The 15,387-nt window shown below is 33.4% G+C and carries 12 protein-coding genes and 2 tRNA genes; 5 read left to right on the plus strand and 9 right to left on the minus strand.

Translation table 11 applies throughout. The features are described 5' to 3' along the window. Positions 1 to 15: 15 nt before the first annotated feature. The 4 genes from P0R33_RS17780 to P0R33_RS17795 form a co-directional block, all read right to left on the minus strand. Complete coding sequence (locus P0R33_RS17780; RefSeq protein WP_276172505.1) at positions 16 to 573, minus strand: hypothetical protein; 558 nt, start codon at positions 571 to 573, stop codon at positions 16 to 18. Between the two features lie 41 nt (positions 574 to 614). Beyond that, on the minus strand, positions 615 to 1,928 hold the full coding sequence (gene rimO / locus P0R33_RS17785) for a 30S ribosomal protein S12 methylthiotransferase RimO (RefSeq protein ID WP_229349212.1): 1,314 nt from the start codon (positions 1,926 to 1,928) through the stop codon (positions 615 to 617). Between the two features lie 175 nt (positions 1,929 to 2,103). Beyond that, positions 2,104 to 3,606, minus strand: a complete 1,503-nt coding sequence (locus P0R33_RS17790) for an outer membrane protein transport protein (RefSeq protein WP_276172506.1) — start codon at positions 3,604 to 3,606, stop codon at positions 2,104 to 2,106. Positions 3,607 to 3,644: 38 nt separating this feature from the next. Beyond that, on the minus strand, positions 3,645 to 4,667 hold the full coding sequence (locus P0R33_RS17795; RefSeq protein WP_276172507.1) for a hypothetical protein: 1,023 nt from the start codon (positions 4,665 to 4,667) through the stop codon (positions 3,645 to 3,647). Positions 4,668 to 4,769: 102 nt separating this feature from the next. Here P0R33_RS17795 and proS point away from each other — a divergent pair, with 102 nt between their 5' ends. The 4 genes from proS (at position 4,770) to rpsT (ending at position 6,921) form a co-directional block, all read left to right on the plus strand. After that, a complete protein-coding gene (proS, locus tag P0R33_RS17800; RefSeq protein WP_276172508.1) occupies positions 4,770 to 6,248 on the plus strand; it encodes a proline--tRNA ligase in 1,479 nt (492 codons plus the stop codon). A gap of 78 nt (positions 6,249 to 6,326) precedes the next feature. Then, positions 6,327 to 6,398, plus strand: a tRNA-Glu gene (locus P0R33_RS17805). Positions 6,399 to 6,443: 45 nt separating this feature from the next. Beyond that, a tRNA-Glu gene (locus P0R33_RS17810) sits at positions 6,444 to 6,515 on the plus strand. 154 nt (positions 6,516 to 6,669) lie between these two features. Continuing rightward, positions 6,670 to 6,921: a 30S ribosomal protein S20 gene (gene rpsT, locus P0R33_RS17815; RefSeq protein WP_091492106.1), complete on the plus strand. Its 252-nt coding sequence runs from the start codon at positions 6,670 to 6,672 to the stop codon at positions 6,919 to 6,921. 152 nt (positions 6,922 to 7,073) lie between these two features. Here rpsT and P0R33_RS17820 read toward each other — a convergent pair whose 3' ends face one another. Continuing rightward, a complete protein-coding gene (locus P0R33_RS17820) occupies positions 7,074 to 7,481 on the minus strand; it encodes a response regulator (RefSeq protein ID WP_276172509.1) in 408 nt (135 codons plus the stop codon). Between the two features lie 5 nt (positions 7,482 to 7,486). Next, a complete protein-coding gene (locus tag P0R33_RS17825; RefSeq protein ID WP_276172510.1) occupies positions 7,487 to 9,196 on the minus strand; it encodes a PAS domain-containing sensor histidine kinase in 1,710 nt (569 codons plus the stop codon). A 168-nt stretch (positions 9,197 to 9,364) separates the two neighbouring features. On the opposite strand from P0R33_RS17825, the gene typA reads away from it, so the two are divergent. Then, positions 9,365 to 11,161, plus strand: a complete 1,797-nt coding sequence (gene typA, locus P0R33_RS17830) for a translational GTPase TypA (protein WP_276172511.1) — start codon at positions 9,365 to 9,367, stop codon at positions 11,159 to 11,161. A 107-nt stretch (positions 11,162 to 11,268) separates the two neighbouring features. On the opposite strand, the gene P0R33_RS17835 is transcribed toward typA, so the two are convergent. Genes P0R33_RS17835 through P0R33_RS17845 form a run of 3 tightly spaced genes read right to left on the minus strand, consistent with a single transcriptional unit; the run spans position 11,269 to position 15,382 of the window. Beyond that, a complete protein-coding gene (locus tag P0R33_RS17835; RefSeq protein ID WP_276172512.1) occupies positions 11,269 to 13,617 on the minus strand; it encodes a T9SS type B sorting domain-containing protein in 2,349 nt (782 codons plus the stop codon). Between the two features lie 13 nt (positions 13,618 to 13,630). After that, complete coding sequence (locus tag P0R33_RS17840) at positions 13,631 to 14,467, minus strand: ABC transporter permease subunit (RefSeq protein ID WP_276172513.1); 837 nt, start codon at positions 14,465 to 14,467, stop codon at positions 13,631 to 13,633. Between the two features lie 3 nt (positions 14,468 to 14,470). Continuing rightward, positions 14,471 to 15,382: an ATP-binding cassette domain-containing protein gene (locus P0R33_RS17845; protein WP_276172514.1), complete on the minus strand. Its 912-nt coding sequence runs from the start codon at positions 15,380 to 15,382 to the stop codon at positions 14,471 to 14,473. Between the last annotated feature and the right edge of the window lie 5 nt (positions 15,383 to 15,387).

A 15,387-nucleotide genomic window follows, 5' to 3' on the forward strand; every position in this document is an offset into this window, starting at 1 on the left:
TATAAGTTTAAACGATTATTCGGAGATTTTCGTATCTGTATTTTCTTTTACTTCCTTAGAATCTTTTGTGTCTTTTGAATCTTTATCTTTTTTCTTTTTAGATTTAGTTTTCTTAACCTCTTTCAAAGTGTCCATAAAAGTCTTGTACTTCTCAACTTGGTCTGGATTCAAAAATGCGTTAATTCTTTTATCTGTATTTTCTCGTAGAGCTTTTATTTGCTCAATTTTTTGATCTTGGCTACTACTTTCGTTTTTTAGTAAAATACCTTGTTCTCTGATACTTTCTGCTAAAACATTTGTAATTGCAATGGCTTGCAATTCATCAAGATTTACTTGAGGTTTCATTTGTTCAACCACGATAGCTGCAGTTTCTTCTGGAGGAGTTTCTTTTGGTTTGCTTGGGGTTCCTTGTTGCTGTCCTCCCATCATACTTCTGTCCATTCCCATTCCGCCGCCTCTTCCGTAGCCGTTTCCGTAACCACCATAGCCATTGTTGTAACCACCATACTGCGCAGAAGCAGTAAAATAGAATAAGCTAAAAACTAAAATAAATAAAGTTTGAGTTGGTTTCATAAAAGTATTTTATCTAAGATTAACAATTGTTAAGTGTAAATTTAAGCAGGTTCTCCGTATAAATCAAATTCTGTTGCTTCTATTATCTTGATATTAACAAATTCTCCAGTTTTTACGTAATGTTTAGATGCGTCGATTAAAACTTCATTGTCAACATCTGGGCTATCAAATTCTGTTCTTCCAACAAAATGCGCCCCTTCTTTTCTGTCTATAATACATCTGAATACTTTGCCAACTTTTTCTTGGTTTAAATCCCAAGAAATTTGAGATTGCAATTCCATAATTTCATTTGCTCTTGCTTGTTTTACATCGTCTGGAACATTATCTTCTAGTAAATAAGCATGAGTATTTTCTTCATGAGAATAAGCAAAACATCCCATTCTGTCAAATTTCATTTCTTGTACAAAATCTTTCAAAATTTCAAAATCTTCTTGAGTTTCACCAGGATAACCAACAATAAGAGTTGTTCTGATTGCCATTCCAGGAACCGCAGCACGGAAGTCTTTTAATAATTGAGTGGTTTTAGCCTGAGTAGTTCCACGACGCATTGATTTCAAAATAGAATCTGAAATGTGCTGTAAAGGAATATCAATGTAATTGCAGATTTTTGGCTCGCGTTTCATTAATTCTAAAACATCCATCGGGAAACCAGTAGGGTAGGCATAATGCAAACGAATCCATTCAATACCTTCAACTTTTGCTAGTTCTTCTAAAAGTTCAGCAAGATTTCTTTTTTTGTAAAGATCAAGTCCGTAATAAGTTAGATCTTGAGCAATTAGGATTAATTCTTTTACGCCATTTTTTGCTAAACCTTGTGCTTCTTTAACTAATTTTTCAATTGGCTGAGAAACATGAGAACCACGCATTAAAGGAATTGCACAGAAACTGCAAGGTCTGTCACAGCCTTCGGCAATTTTTAAATAAGCATAATTTTTTGGAGTTGTAGTTAAACGTTCTCCAAGTAATTCATGTTTATAATCAGCTCCAAGAGCTTTTAATAATTGAGGTAATTCTGTAGTTCCAAAATATTGGTCCACATTTGGAATTTCTTTTTCCAAATCTGGTCTGTAACGTTCAGACAAACATCCTGTAACGAAAACTTTGTCAACAAGTCCTCTGTCTTTTTTATCAGCATATTCCAAAATCATATTTACTGATTCTGCTTTTGCATTGTCAATAAAACCACAAGTGTTGATTACAATAATGTTTCCTTCTTTTTCTGCAGGAGCTTCATGTTCAACTTCTTTTCCATTAGCACGCAGCTGTCCCATAAGGACTTCACTGTCATAAACATTTTTTGAACACCCAAGAGTGATTACGTTAATTTTGTTCTTTTTTAAAGACTTGGTTCTCATACTTTTATAAATTGGAGTGCAAAATTACACTTTTTTTATTCAAACAGCACTAGTTTTAAAGTTGTTTTAGCTGTTTTTTATGAAGTTAATGCGTTGAAAAAGCTTTAGTAATGATTAAAAAAAATCCGCCAGATAAAAATCTGACGGAAATTTTCATTAATCTATTTAATTTTAATTACAATGCGAATAATAAGGTAAGCGTTACATTGTTCAATTTAGAATTAATGTTTGCGCCGTCTGTAAAACCTGTTGCGAAAAATCCTTGATTTGATTTTCTATGAGCGTAAGAATAAGCTAAGTCTAATTTTGTTCCTCCAAAATCATATCCTAAACCACCAGAAAAGCTGTTTAAGTCCCCTACAGTTCTTCTATTTTCGTACGGACTTCCTTCAAAACGATATCCGCCTCTTAAACTTAATTGGTTTATTTTGTATTCTGCACCAATTCTAAGTTCATCGTTTCTTTTTAAAGCGCTGCTTATATCAGCGTTTACGCCTCTAAAGCCTTCATCGTTAGTTGGTTTGAATTTGCTGTTCCCGTAGTTTTTTGTAGAGTAGTCGATACTTATTAAACCTGATTTTCCAAAAACATAAGCGGCGCTAAGAGTCCATTTATCAGGAGTTTGTAAAGTGTATGAATCATATACATTTACAACATTTGGATTAACAGGATTGTCAAATGTATCACCAGCGCTAGTTTCAGTTGTTGTGAATAAACTTTGTGAAACTTCGTCATAAAGGGTGTACCAAGTGTTTGATTCGTAAGATAAACCTAACCTAAGAGCTTCTGTTACTTTTCCTATTGCTCCCAATTGAAAAGAGAATCCGTTTCCATAAGTGTAAAGTTCATTGTTGAAACGTAAATTTGAAATTGTTTCGTAAGTTTCTAAAGGATTATTGTTGTATTCGTAAAAACTTGTAGTTCTTCTATAATCTGTTACGTGAACATTTAAGTTAGCTCCAAGATAAAGTCTGTCTTTATAAGAAGTGGAAATATTAAAACTTGCTTTGCTGTTATAACCTCTAGCGTAAATTTCATTTTCTTGATGATAATTTCCGCCAGCTGGCACATTAGATGTGTAAGCTGTATTGTTGTTATTGTCTGCAACAGGATTAATTACATATCCTTCGTAACCAAAAAAAGCTTGCTGCTCTCTATAACTTAAGTCTTCGTATGGATTATTAGTAATGTTTCCTAAAGGAATTCCATTTGCGAAAGCTAAGAAATAACCATCAACAGAATTAGTTGGATTTGTTCCTGCAGAGAAAACACTATTGTTGAAGTTGTTTGTATTCTCGTACATTGCACCAATTGCAATTTTGTTCCATCCATTGTTAGGATTACGATCTTTAAAAACAAAAATAGCTCCAGCTTGGTTTAAGATAAATGAGTTTTCTTTCTCAGAAGTCTGAGTTCCAAAATAATTAGAATTGTTTTTAATATTCTGATTGCTGAAAGATACACCTACTTGATTAGTGTTAAAGATTGATGAACCTGCTGGATTTACGCTTAAAGAAGATAAATCTCCTCCTACTGCGCCGAAAGCACCGCTCATTGCTCTATATCGAGCAGTTCCTGTTAGATTGTCCTGAGCATAACGCAAAGCATCTGAAACTTCTTGAGAATATGACGCGCTGACAGTTAGTCCTGTTATAAAAAGGAATAGTATTTTTTTCATTTTGATAAGTTTTAGTTTGAAATTATTTTGAGGAAGAATTATCTTCTTCCTCCACCGCCACCGCCGCCAGATCTCATTCCTCCACCGCCACCGCCGCCAGACGATCTCATGCTTCCGCCGCCGCTATTGTTCATTGAACGTGATGGGCTAGGGCTGTAGCTTCTAGATGAGTTGCTGTTGCTGCTTGGTGTGTAGCTTCTATTTGTAGTTCCGCTACTATTATTGTTGTAAGATCTTCTATTGCTGTAAGTGCTGTAATCAGATCCGTTTGTAGTAGATCTTCTATTTGTAAATGTTGGAGTTGAGGTTCTTCCGTTTACTGTAGAAGTTCTTCTAAAATCGGTATAGCCATTACTAGATCTATTGGTTGTATAATTTCTGTTTGTCGTATAGCTACTTCTATTAGTGGTGTAGTTTCTATTAGAGTTGTAGCTTCTGTTAGAAGCATAACCTCTGCTTGACATATATCCTCCTCTGTCTGAGCTGTAGTTTCTGTTGCCATAATAAGCTGCAGAACCTCTTCTTCCGTAGGTGTAGTTGTAATTGTTGTAGCCGTAATAACCGCCACCCCAATATCCTGGATAACCCCAGCCCCAGTAACCTGGATAACCCCAGCCACCCCAGTAGCCTGGATATCCCCAGCCCCAGTAACCGCCGTAACCCCAGCCATAATAAGGATATCCCATTCCGAATCCGAAAGACCAAGTTGGATCTGAGTATACATTAACTGAAACTTCAGAATTGCTGCTTCCCCAAGCTGGATAGCCTACAGAGGCAGTTTGAGTGCTGTCATTTTCTGCGTAATTAGTGTAATTGTCTACGTCTGTAAATATTTCAGTTGGCTGATTGTCATCTTGCATAGATCTGAAGTATTCTTTGTATTGATTGTTCGTGCCGTTCGAATTAGACTGCACGTAGCTGTTTGATGAGTTACCATATACACCGTCATTATCATGATAAGATGAATTTTGGTAAGAACCACACGACGCTAGCAATAAACTCAATAATCCGATTAAGTAAAAATGATTAGAGTTTTGGCGAATAGAAATGTTAGTTTTCATATCTGTGGTGTTTTTTATTGTTGCACATTACAAAAATAGTTAGTTTTGTCAAACTATTTAGTTAAAATTATTTAAAACAAAATTTGTGCCAAACTATATAATATGAGTAAGAACCTCACTACAAGATCAGAAGATTATTCGAAATGGTATAACGAGCTGGTTGTGAAAGCAGATCTAGCTGAAAATTCAGGAGTTAGAGGCTGTATGGTTATTAAACCGTACGGATATGCTATTTGGGAAAAAATGCAGGCTGAGTTAGATCGAATGTTTAAAGAAACGGGACATCAAAATGCTTATTTTCCGTTATTCGTGCCGAAGAGCATGTTTGAGGCTGAAGAAAAAAATGCAGAAGGATTTGCAAAAGAATGTGCTGTTGTAACGCATTATAGACTAAAAAATGATGAAGATAGGCCAGGAAAATTAATGGTTGATCCAAATGCAAAACTAGAAGAAGAACTTATTGTTCGTCCGACAAGTGAAGCAATTATTTGGTCTACATATAAAGGATGGGTACAGTCATATAGAGATTTGCCTTTATTGATTAATCAATGGGCAAATGTGGTTCGTTGGGAAATGCGTACGCGTTTGTTTTTAAGAACTGCAGAGTTTTTATGGCAAGAGGGGCATACGGCTCACGCTACAAAAGCAGAAGCTATTGAAGAATCTGAGAAAATGATGAATGTGTATGCGGATTTTGCTGAAAATTTCATGGCAATTCCTGTAGTAAAAGGATTCAAGACAGAAACAGAGCGTTTTGCAGGAGCTGATGAAACGTATTGTATTGAAGCTTTAATGCAGGATGGAAAAGCTTTACAGGCTGGAACTTCACACTTTTTAGGTCAAAACTTTGCAAAAGCATTTGATGTTAAGTTTGCTAATGCTGAAGGAAAACAAGAGCATGTTTGGGGGACTTCATGGGGAGTTTCAACTCGTTTAATGGGGGCTTTGATTATGACGCATTCAGATGATCAAGGTTTGGTTCTGCCTCCAAATTTAGCGCCAATTCAGGTTGTAATTGTTCCTATTCATAAAACAGATGAGCAATTAGCGCAAATCACTGCTGCGGTTAATGAATTGACTGCAAAATTGAAAAAACTAAAGATTTCGGTAAAATATGATGACAGAACGACTCAAAAGCCAGGATTTAAATTTGCTGAATGGGAATTAAAAGGTGTTCCTGTTAGAATTGCTGTTGGTCCGAAAGATTTAGAAAACGGAACTTTTGAAGTGGCAAGACGCGATAATTTATCAAAAGAAGTTGTGGCTTCAGAGAAAATTGTTGATTATGTAAATGATTTGTTAGAGCAGATTCAAAAAGATTTGTTTGATAGAGCTTTGAATTATCGTAATACACATATTACAGAAGTAAATAGCTTTGAAGAATTTAAAGAAGTTTTAGAAGGTAAAGGAGGTTTTATTTCGGCACATTGGGATGGAACTGCGGCTACAGAAGAAAAGATAAAAGACTTGACAAAAGCTACGATTCGTTGTATTCCTTTGGACGCTGTTGAAGAGGCGGGAACCTGTGTGTTTACTGGTAGTCCTTCTGCTAAAAGAGTGCTGTTTGCAAAGGCTTATTAAAAAAAAATAAAAAAAATAGCATCAGCTATTGTGCAACTAAAAAATAGATGTATCTTTGCATCCGCATTAGAGAAGCACGGTCCGTTCGTCTATCGGTTAGGACGCCAGGTTTTCATCCTGGTAAGGGGGGTTCGATTCCCCCACGGACTACTAGTTATATTACATATTGAAAAGTTTCCAAACTAGGAGAATTTAGGTCCGTTCGTCTAGGGGTTAGGACGCCAGGTTTTCATCCTGGTAACAGGGGTTCGATTCCCCTACGGACTACAAAATTAGTTGTAAATAAGTTTTGTAAAATAAAAATTGGTGTCTCGGTTTTTGTTTTATTAGTTAAAACCAAAGTGATTGCTTTGCAATTGTGGGAGGTTTTTCTTTTTTAACTAGTATTTATAATAATTATTACATCTAAAATTGAAAGAAAATGGCAAATCATAAGTCAGCATTAAAAAGAATCAGAAGTAACGAAAAGAAAAGAGTACTTAACAGATACCAACACAAAACTACTCGTAATGCTATTAAAGCATTAAGATTAGCTACTGATAAGTCTGATGCTGCTGCTAAGTTATCTACTGTAATCTCTATGATTGATAAATTAGCTAAAAAGAACATCATTCATGATAATAAAGCTTCTAATTTGAAGTCTAAATTAACTAAACATGTTGCTAAATTGTAATTAATACAATTTGCTAAAGATATAAAAGTCCTCTAAAAGAGGACTTTTTTTGTTTTAACTCCAATTGGATTCTGATAAAATAATAAATTCCAAATTCCAATATTTGTCAAGATTAGAATTTGAAATTTAAAATATTTGGAGTTTTGAAAATTTTATAAATCTATTTTCTTTTTAAGGTACTCTAGCATCTGTTGGGTAACCGGTTTTGAAAGAAAATCAATGATAATTGGATATTTTTTTGCTTTGGCAAGATCTTCAGGGTCTATTGTTGAGGACAATACAATTACTGGAGCAGAATTAAATTCATTATAAGCAGAAGAAGTAAAATGATCTAAAAATTCCCAGCCACCCATGATAGGCATGTTTAAATCTAAAAAAATTAATTCTGGTTTTTTTCTATTCTTATCATTAGTGTATTTTAAGGTATTGAAATGATGAAGTGCTTCTTCACCGTTTTGAGCTGTAATAACTTCATTCGAAAATGAAGATTTTGAAATTACTTTTTTGCATAGCATTAATGTGATTGGATCATCGTCTATGCATAAAATCTGCTCAAGCATAATAATTAGTTTTTAAATGTTATTGTAAATGTGGTGCCTTTATTAACTTCACTATCTATAGCAATTGTTCCTCCCATCGTTTCTACTTGTGATTTTACAAGATAAAGTCCCAATCCTTTGCTGTCTGGATAATTGTGGAATCTTTGATATAGCCCAAAAACTTTATCGCGATTTCTTTCTAAATCGATTCCTATTCCGTTGTCTTTAAAAGTGATTATTGTTTTATTGTCTACTTGTTCGGCCGTAATGGCTATTTTTAGTTTTCTGTTTTCAGATTTGTATTTTATTGAATTGGTTAGTAGATTAAGTAAAATGCTTTCAATATACGCTTTATTTATTATTAGCTGTGGCAGTTTGTCAAATTTAAGTTTGATAATGGGTTTGTGTAATTCAATTTGAAAGGATAATTGGCTAAAAACATTTTCAAAAACTTCTTTTAGAGAAACTTCTTCTTTTTGCATTGAAGGATTGTCTTTGATAATAATGACTTTTACTAAATCATTAATTGTTTCGTTAAGCAAATGGGTAGATTTTGTAAATCCTGCTAAGATTTCTTGTAGTTCTTCATTCTCAATCGGAATATCTTCTGTCAAGTTTAGAAGCCCAATTAGGTTAGATAATGGAGCTCGAAGGTTGTGAGATGTTATGTAAGAGAACTGTTTGAGGTCTTTATTATTTTGAGTAAGTTCTCGAATAAGATGCTCTTTTTCTGTTTCTAATTTTTTTTCGTCTGTAATGTCTCGTTGTATAGAAATCCAGTGGGTGATTACTTCATCATTGTTAAAAATCGGAATCATAGAGAAACGTACCCAATACTCTTCCTTATTTTTGGTGTATGTAATAGTTTCTATTAGGCATTCTTCTTCGTTTTTTATTGCTTTTAATAATTTTTTTAATTCATCCGAATCAGATTTTGGACCTTTAAAAATATTGGCTGATTTTCCAATTATTTCATTAGATTGATAGCCTGACATCTGCGAAAACGCTGGGTTTACGTAAACAATTTTAGGGATTTTGCCGTCGGGCGAATTGGCTTCTGTAATTAAAATAGAATCTTTAGATTGTGTAATTACCGTTTCCAGAAGTTTTAAACGTTGTTCCTCTTCTTTTTGTTTAGTGATATCCTGAATGGCTCCAATCATTCTGATGGCTCTTCCTTTTTCATCCTTTAATAAAAAACCCCTGTCTAAAACATATTTATAAGTGCCGTCTGCACATCTAAAACGATATTGATCCTGCCAGTTTTGTGTTTTTTGTTCAATAAAAGAGTAAAGTTTTATTGACATTCGAATGCTGTCTTCAGGGTGTATTTTATCAAACCACCATTTTGAAGTTTTGCCCACTTCTTCTGGGTTGTAGCCAAAAACGCTTTCTATTCCTTTGTTCCAATTAATGCTGTCTTCTTGAATTTTCCAATCCCAAATTGTATCACTTGTTGCTTTTGCTACAATGTCATATTTCTCGTTGGATTCTTTTATGTCTTCATTAGTTTTGTTTAACTTTTCAAAAATGCTAATATTCTTTTTTTCGTTTTTTGAAAGTATGAAACTAAAAACTATTCCCGTTATTAAAATGAATGAAATATCCTTCAAGAGCGATAAAAGCGGATATTGAGAAAATGAAAAGTAGGTTGTTAGTAATTGATGACAAATAATTGCCATAATTATCGTGATGATTGTATAAATAAGAGTAATTTGGAGAGTTTTACTTTTCATTACTCCAAATATAGTTAAATTAACTATAACTAAACATATGTTAATGTCAATTTAAGGGCTATATTTTGATGATTTATATTAACTAATTGATTGTATTTACGTAAACTATATTAGAAACGTTTTTTTTATCAAAATAAAGTGTACCTTTGCGCCCATTAAAAATCACAGATGGAATCTATTAGAAACATTGCAATTATTGCCCACGTCGATCACGGTAAAACCACTTTGGTTGATAAAATTATGTATCACTGTCAATTATTTCGTGAAAACGAAAATACAGGTGATTTAATCCTAGATAATAATGATTTAGAGCGTGAGAGAGGTATTACAATTACTTCTAAGAACGTATCAGTTCAATATAAAGGAACAAAAATCAATATTATTGACACTCCTGGCCACGCGGATTTTGGAGGAGAAGTTGAACGTGTTTTGAACATGGCCGATGGTGTATGTTTACTAGTAGATGCTTTTGAAGGGCCTATGCCACAAACGCGTTTCGTGTTACAAAAAGCTATTGACTTAGGTTTAAAACCATGCGTAGTTATTAATAAAGTTGATAAAGAAAACTGTACTCCAGAAGAAGTTCACGAGAAAGTTTTCGACTTAATGTTTGAATTAGGTGCTACTGAAGAACAATTGGATTTCCCAACTGTTTATGGTTCGGCTAAAAACAACTGGATGTCTGATGATTGGAAAAATCAAACAGAAAACATTGAACCATTATTAGATATGGTTATCGCTAATGTTCCAGCTCCTAAAGTTTCTGAAGGAACTCCTCAAATGTTGATTACATCTTTAGATTTCTCTTCTTTTACAGGTCGTATCGCTATTGGACGTCTTGAAAGAGGTGTATTGAAAGAAGGATCACCTATTTCTTTAGTAAAAAGAGATGGTAAAATTATCAAATCAAGAATTAAAGAATTACATACTTTCGAAGGTTTAGGCCGTAGAAAAGTAGAAGAAGTTGTTGCTGGAGATATTTGTGCTGTAGTTGGTATTGAAGGATTTGAAATTGGTGATACTATCGCTGACTTCGAAAACCCTGAAGCTTTACAAACTATTGCTATCGATGAGCCAACAATGTCTATGTTGTTCACAATTAACGATTCACCTTTCTTTGGTAAAGAAGGTAAATTTGTTACTTCTCGTCATATTCGTGAAAGATTAACAAAAGAGCTTGAGAAAAACTTAGCAATGAAAGTTGGAGAAACTGATTCTGCTGATAAATTCATGGTTTTTGGTCGTGGTGTACTTCACTTATCTGTTCTTATTGAAACAATGAGAAGAGAAGGTTATGAGCTTCAAATTGGTCAGCCACAAGTTATCATCAAAGAAGTTGATGGTGTTAAATGTGAGCCAATTGAGGAATTAACTATCGACTTACCAGAAAATCTTTCAGGTAGAGCGGTTGAATTCGTAACTATCCGTAAAGGAGAAATGCTTTCTATGGAAGGTAAAGGTGAGCGTATGATTATTAAATTCAATATTCCATCTCGTGGAATTATCGGTTTAAGAAATCAATTGCTTACTGCTACTGCTGGTGAGGCTATTATGGCACACCGTTTCATAGGATACGAACCATACAAAGGGGAAATTCCTGGACGTAACAACGGTTCACTAATCTCTATGGAAAACGGAAAAGCTATTCCTTACTCTATCGATAAATTACAAGATCGTGGTAAATTCTTCGTTGATCCAAATGAGGATATTTATGAAGGTCAGGTTATTGGAGAAAACACTCGTAGCGACGATATGACTGTTAACGTTACTAAAACGAAAAAACTTTCTAACGTGCGTTCTTCTGGAGCTGATGATAAAGCTAGAATTATTCCAGCTATCAAATTCTCTTTAGAAGAAGCTTTAGAGTACATCCAAAAAGATGAGTATGTTGAAGTTACTCCAAAATCTCTTCGTTTAAGAAAGATTTACTTAAGTGAAACTGATAGAAAAAGATATAAAATCTAATTAGTTTTTCTTTCAATATAAAAAATCCCAAATTCCAGTTATGGAGTTTGGGATTCTTTTTTTACCGTATTTTAGAATTTGGAATTTAAATTTTAGAGTTTAAATTTTTATCTTTTTAATGAGAAATGACCTTTAACAATTTTCCCATTTACAAATAAAAGCGTAAACCAATAATCGTCTGAAGGTAATTCTTGTCCGTTGAATACTCCATTCCAGCCAGAACTATTTTGATTCATTTGTTTTAATAATTTCCCATATCGATCAAAGATAGAAATGCTGTAATCTGGCATTTGACCTATATTTTCAATTGCCCAAAGGTCGTTGTAACCATCTCCATTCGGAGTGAAGAATCGTGGATAATCTAAAACATAAAGCAAAAATGAATTTGAAATGCCACATCCATGTTGATCTCGTGCCGTTGCGTTATAAATTCCTGGTTTTACTTGCGTAAATGTAGGATCGTCTTGGAAAGTATATCCGTCTAGCGAAAACTCATAATTACCAACTCCTGTATATAAAACTTCAACTGAATTGTCTATTCCAGAAAAATCCTTTATATCTGCTCCTGTAATAAATGCTGGTTCAGATAAAATTACTTTAAATGTTTTTGTTTTTTGGCAATCATTTGCGTCAGTTACCACAATCTTATGATCTCCAGCTGTATTGATTATTGTTGAGTTAACATTATCTCCATTCGACCATTGATAACTTTTAAAACCTGTTGCAACCGATAAAGTCATTTGCTCTCCTTTGCATAAATATAAAGTTTCATCTTCAAAATTTGGAGGATCAAAAGTATGTACAACTAATTCTACAGGAGCAATATCATAACAATCTGGTCCGTTTATGGCTCGAACGTAAATTGTTTGATTATTTGGAATCGTATTTTTGAAAACATTCGGCAACGGATTTGTTTCGGCTAAAGCATCATCTGCTGTTAAAAAGTAATTGACAACCAATCCAGAAGGAAGTGTTGCCATAATCTGCGGTGTTATTTGTTCTGCTAAATTAAATTGATACAAACCGTCTTGCTCCTGATCTTCGTCACATGTTGTAAATGGCGGCTGATCTGGAATTATGTAAGGAGAAACATTTAGTAAAATTTGCGGAGTTGCAAAACAGCCATAAGTGTTTTCGATTCTAGCATATACACTTTGATTCGGAAATTTATTGAAATATTTTTTTGGATTAAGAATTGGATTTACTTTGTTTCTTGCATTTGCTAAAGTTTCATAATAACCCTGATTGGTAATTTGCGAAACGTTGTTTTTTACAATATTGGCAACTTTAGTTAAATCAAAAAATGTGATTCCATCAGTATCATCATCACATTGTAATATAGTAGTATTTGTAGATTTGATTTCTTGCGTAAATTCTACCGAAATTTCTCCTGTTGCTATACAGGAAGCACTGTTTAAACTTGCTTCAACTTTGTATGTTCCTGGCGTTATTACCGCATATGTTGGTGTCGTTGCTCCAGATAATAAAACATAATTGTTAGAGGCATCTTTTATATACCATTTAAAAGTATAATCGGCACCATTTAATTTTGTGTCTAAAACAAAATTTTCTCCAAAACAAACCGGATTGTCATTAGCAAATGTTCTGTCTTTTCCAAAATTGATTTTACTTAAAAAACTGCCTCCTTCTATAAAAACTGCTGAATGGAAATTTCTAGTTAAATCGTCAGCGACAACCAATTTTAAATGATATTTTTTGTTTGGGACAACATCTGTAGAAGCATTCATAACTACAGTTTGTCCTGCGTAGTTAATTGGACTTGATGGTGAATTATAACCTTTAAAATAATTTTCGTTAACCGCTTCACATCCTGGTTTTGGAGTTCCTTCAACAATAGTACTATTAATTTTAGGATGGACGGTTGTTGCAGAAACCGCAATTGTTGAGTTGGGTAAAACAGCTAAATTTTTATAAGGTTCTGTTGTTCCTACTTCTTTAATCAGGAAAGCAAATCCATCTGAATAAGAACATGGGTAAAAAGATTGATACTCATTCGAAGCAAAAAAATAATTAAAGCTTATTGAATTGGTTGAAGACGTAAAATCAAATTCTAAAACAGTTGCTTGTGTACTTGTAGTAGTTCCTAAAGCAGTGTTTAAATCTTGATCCCCATTCCAAGACATGATTCTTTCTCCTATCGAAGTTGCTTGATTATATGGACCTTCGGCATTTTTACTAGCAGAAGTGGTTAAAACAAGTCCGTTAGAAAATGGAAAATTGCTTCCTGCCGTAAAAGATGCATAACTTTGTTTTCCTGGTATTGGATTCCCAGAAGCATTTATATTCTCTATACTTAGGCAAGAGCTGTTGATTAAAATATTTTTTACTAAAACTTCCGGCGTTACAGTTGGATCAACAGAAATATTTTGGGCATTGGTTTTAGTCCCGATACAAAACAAAAGGCAGATAAGGAGTATTACTTTTACATAATTCATAGTAACAAATATACTATAAATCTCTATTTTTTAATAATTTGTATGAAGAAGATATAAATATCAGAGTCCATGTTAAGACAATCAAAATAGTAAAATAACTTACACTATAATCTTTTGTGCTTTCAATGCCAATTTTGCTTCCCATATTTTGAATTAATGATAATCTTGTAAAAGGCTCAATTAATAAATTAGAGATTGATTCTAATGGAAGAAATTGAGTAAACAATAAATCTTTATCGCTATCAGGAAAAACTTGAGAAGCTAAAAACCATTTTATAAAAATTTCTAAACAAAACCAAATTAAAAGAAATCCCAGAGCAAAAGCAGATCGTTTGACTAAAATTCCGATGAACAAACAAAATGAAAAGAACCCTAAAAGATTTACAAAAAAAGCAAGAAGATAGCCTAAGTCACTAAAAATAATGCCAAATTCGGTATACGAAGAATAACACAGACCTAGAATTAAAGTTATAATAAAAACAAAAATTGTTGAGCAGGCAGCAAATATCAAAACTGTTAAGAATTTAGAAATGACAAATTCTTTTTTGCTTAAACCGTCAATGAGGTTTTGTTTTAAAGTTCCATAAGTGTATTCATTTGCCATCATAGAAACAATTACAATAGCTAGAAAAAGTTTAAAAAATACAGCAACGTAGGTGTTAAAGTGCCAAATAAAAGGAAAATTAAAAATTCCCATTTCTGAAGGCTGAAATGTGAAATTTCCGATTTCAAATTTTACAGCAGCCACCAATGCAATAAAGCAAAGTAGTATAAAATAAGTTAAAGTTAAAATGCGACTGGCTTTGTTCATCCAGATTTTTTGCAATTCTATAGAGAGAAGTCTTTTCATGGTTTAGTTTTTTTGAGCAATGGCATTTTGGGTTAATTCTAAAAATTGGGCTTCTAAACTGTTTTTGCGTTTCACTAAATGACTTAAAACAATATTTTTAGAAAATAAAAACTGATTTAAATCAGAAGCAGATAATTCAGAATTAAGATAAACTAAAACTTTTCCGTCTTCTTCAGTAATTCGATCAATAGCTGGATGTTCTTGCAGAACTGTTTTTAAAAGCAAATTGTCGCTAGATTGCACCTCAAAGAAACCTTCGTTTGAAGCCATTCCATCAACAGAACCAGAATATAGAATTTCTCCCTTTCGTAAAACAATTACTTGAGAGCAAACTTTTTCCACTTCATCTAGTAAATGTGAAGCCAATAAAATAGTGGTTCCTTGCGAAGCAATTTGTCTAATAATATCTCGAATCTGATGAATTCCCTGCGGATCTAAACCGTTAGTTGGTTCATCTAAAATCAAAATTTCTGGATCGTTTAAAAGGGCAGAAGCAATTGCCAGACGTTGTTTCATACCTAAAGAAAAAGTGCTGAATTTGCTGTCTTTTCTATCATCTAGACCAACTAATTCCAGTTTTTCATTTACTTTAGAATAATTGATGTTTTTGATTTTGCAAACCAATTTCAGATTTTGTTCAGCCGTCATATAAGGATAGAAGTTTGGTCTTTCTATAATAGCGCCAACTTTTTTTAAGGCTTCGTGCGTTTCAACTTGTCCGTCAAACCATTTGTAATTACCAGATGATTTGTTTACTACATTCAAAACAATGCCTAATGTAGTCGATTTTCCGCTGCCGTTAGGGCCAAGAATGCCATAAACAAGACCTTTCTTTATGGTAAAAGATACATTTTTTAAAGCCTGAATTCGGCCGTATCTCTTATTTAGATTTTCAATGGTTAATATGGTTTCCAAATTTT

This window comes from Flavobacterium sp. YJ01 (assembly GCF_029320955.1).
In the GTDB taxonomy this organism is placed as follows: Bacteria; Bacteroidota; Bacteroidia; order Flavobacteriales; family Flavobacteriaceae; genus Flavobacterium.

Excerpts from the sequence above, each read along its gene's own strand:
- P0R33_RS17780 (WP_276172505.1), bottom strand. The coding sequence starts at position 573 with ATGAAACCAACTCAAACTTTATTTATTTTAGTTTTTAGCTTATTCTAT.
- rimO (WP_229349212.1), bottom strand. The coding sequence starts at position 1,928 with ATGAGAACCAAGTCTTTAAAAAAGAACAAAATTAACGTAATCACTCTT.
- P0R33_RS17790 (WP_276172506.1), bottom strand. The coding sequence starts at position 3,606 with ATGAAAAAAATACTATTCCTTTTTATAACAGGACTAACTGTCAGCGCG.
- P0R33_RS17795 (WP_276172507.1), bottom strand. The coding sequence starts at position 4,667 with ATGAAAACTAACATTTCTATTCGCCAAAACTCTAATCATTTTTACTTA.
- proS (WP_276172508.1), top strand. The coding sequence starts at position 4,770 with ATGAGTAAGAACCTCACTACAAGATCAGAAGATTATTCGAAATGGTAT.
- rpsT (WP_091492106.1), top strand. The coding sequence starts at position 6,670 with ATGGCAAATCATAAGTCAGCATTAAAAAGAATCAGAAGTAACGAAAAG.
- P0R33_RS17820 (WP_276172509.1), bottom strand. The coding sequence starts at position 7,481 with ATGCTTGAGCAGATTTTATGCATAGACGATGATCCAATCACATTAATG.
- P0R33_RS17825 (WP_276172510.1), bottom strand. The coding sequence starts at position 9,196 with ATGAAAAGTAAAACTCTCCAAATTACTCTTATTTATACAATCATCACG.
- typA (WP_276172511.1), top strand. The coding sequence starts at position 9,365 with ATGGAATCTATTAGAAACATTGCAATTATTGCCCACGTCGATCACGGT.
- P0R33_RS17835 (WP_276172512.1), bottom strand. The coding sequence starts at position 13,617 with ATGAATTATGTAAAAGTAATACTCCTTATCTGCCTTTTGTTTTGTATC.
- P0R33_RS17840 (WP_276172513.1), bottom strand. The coding sequence starts at position 14,467 with ATGAAAAGACTTCTCTCTATAGAATTGCAAAAAATCTGGATGAACAAA.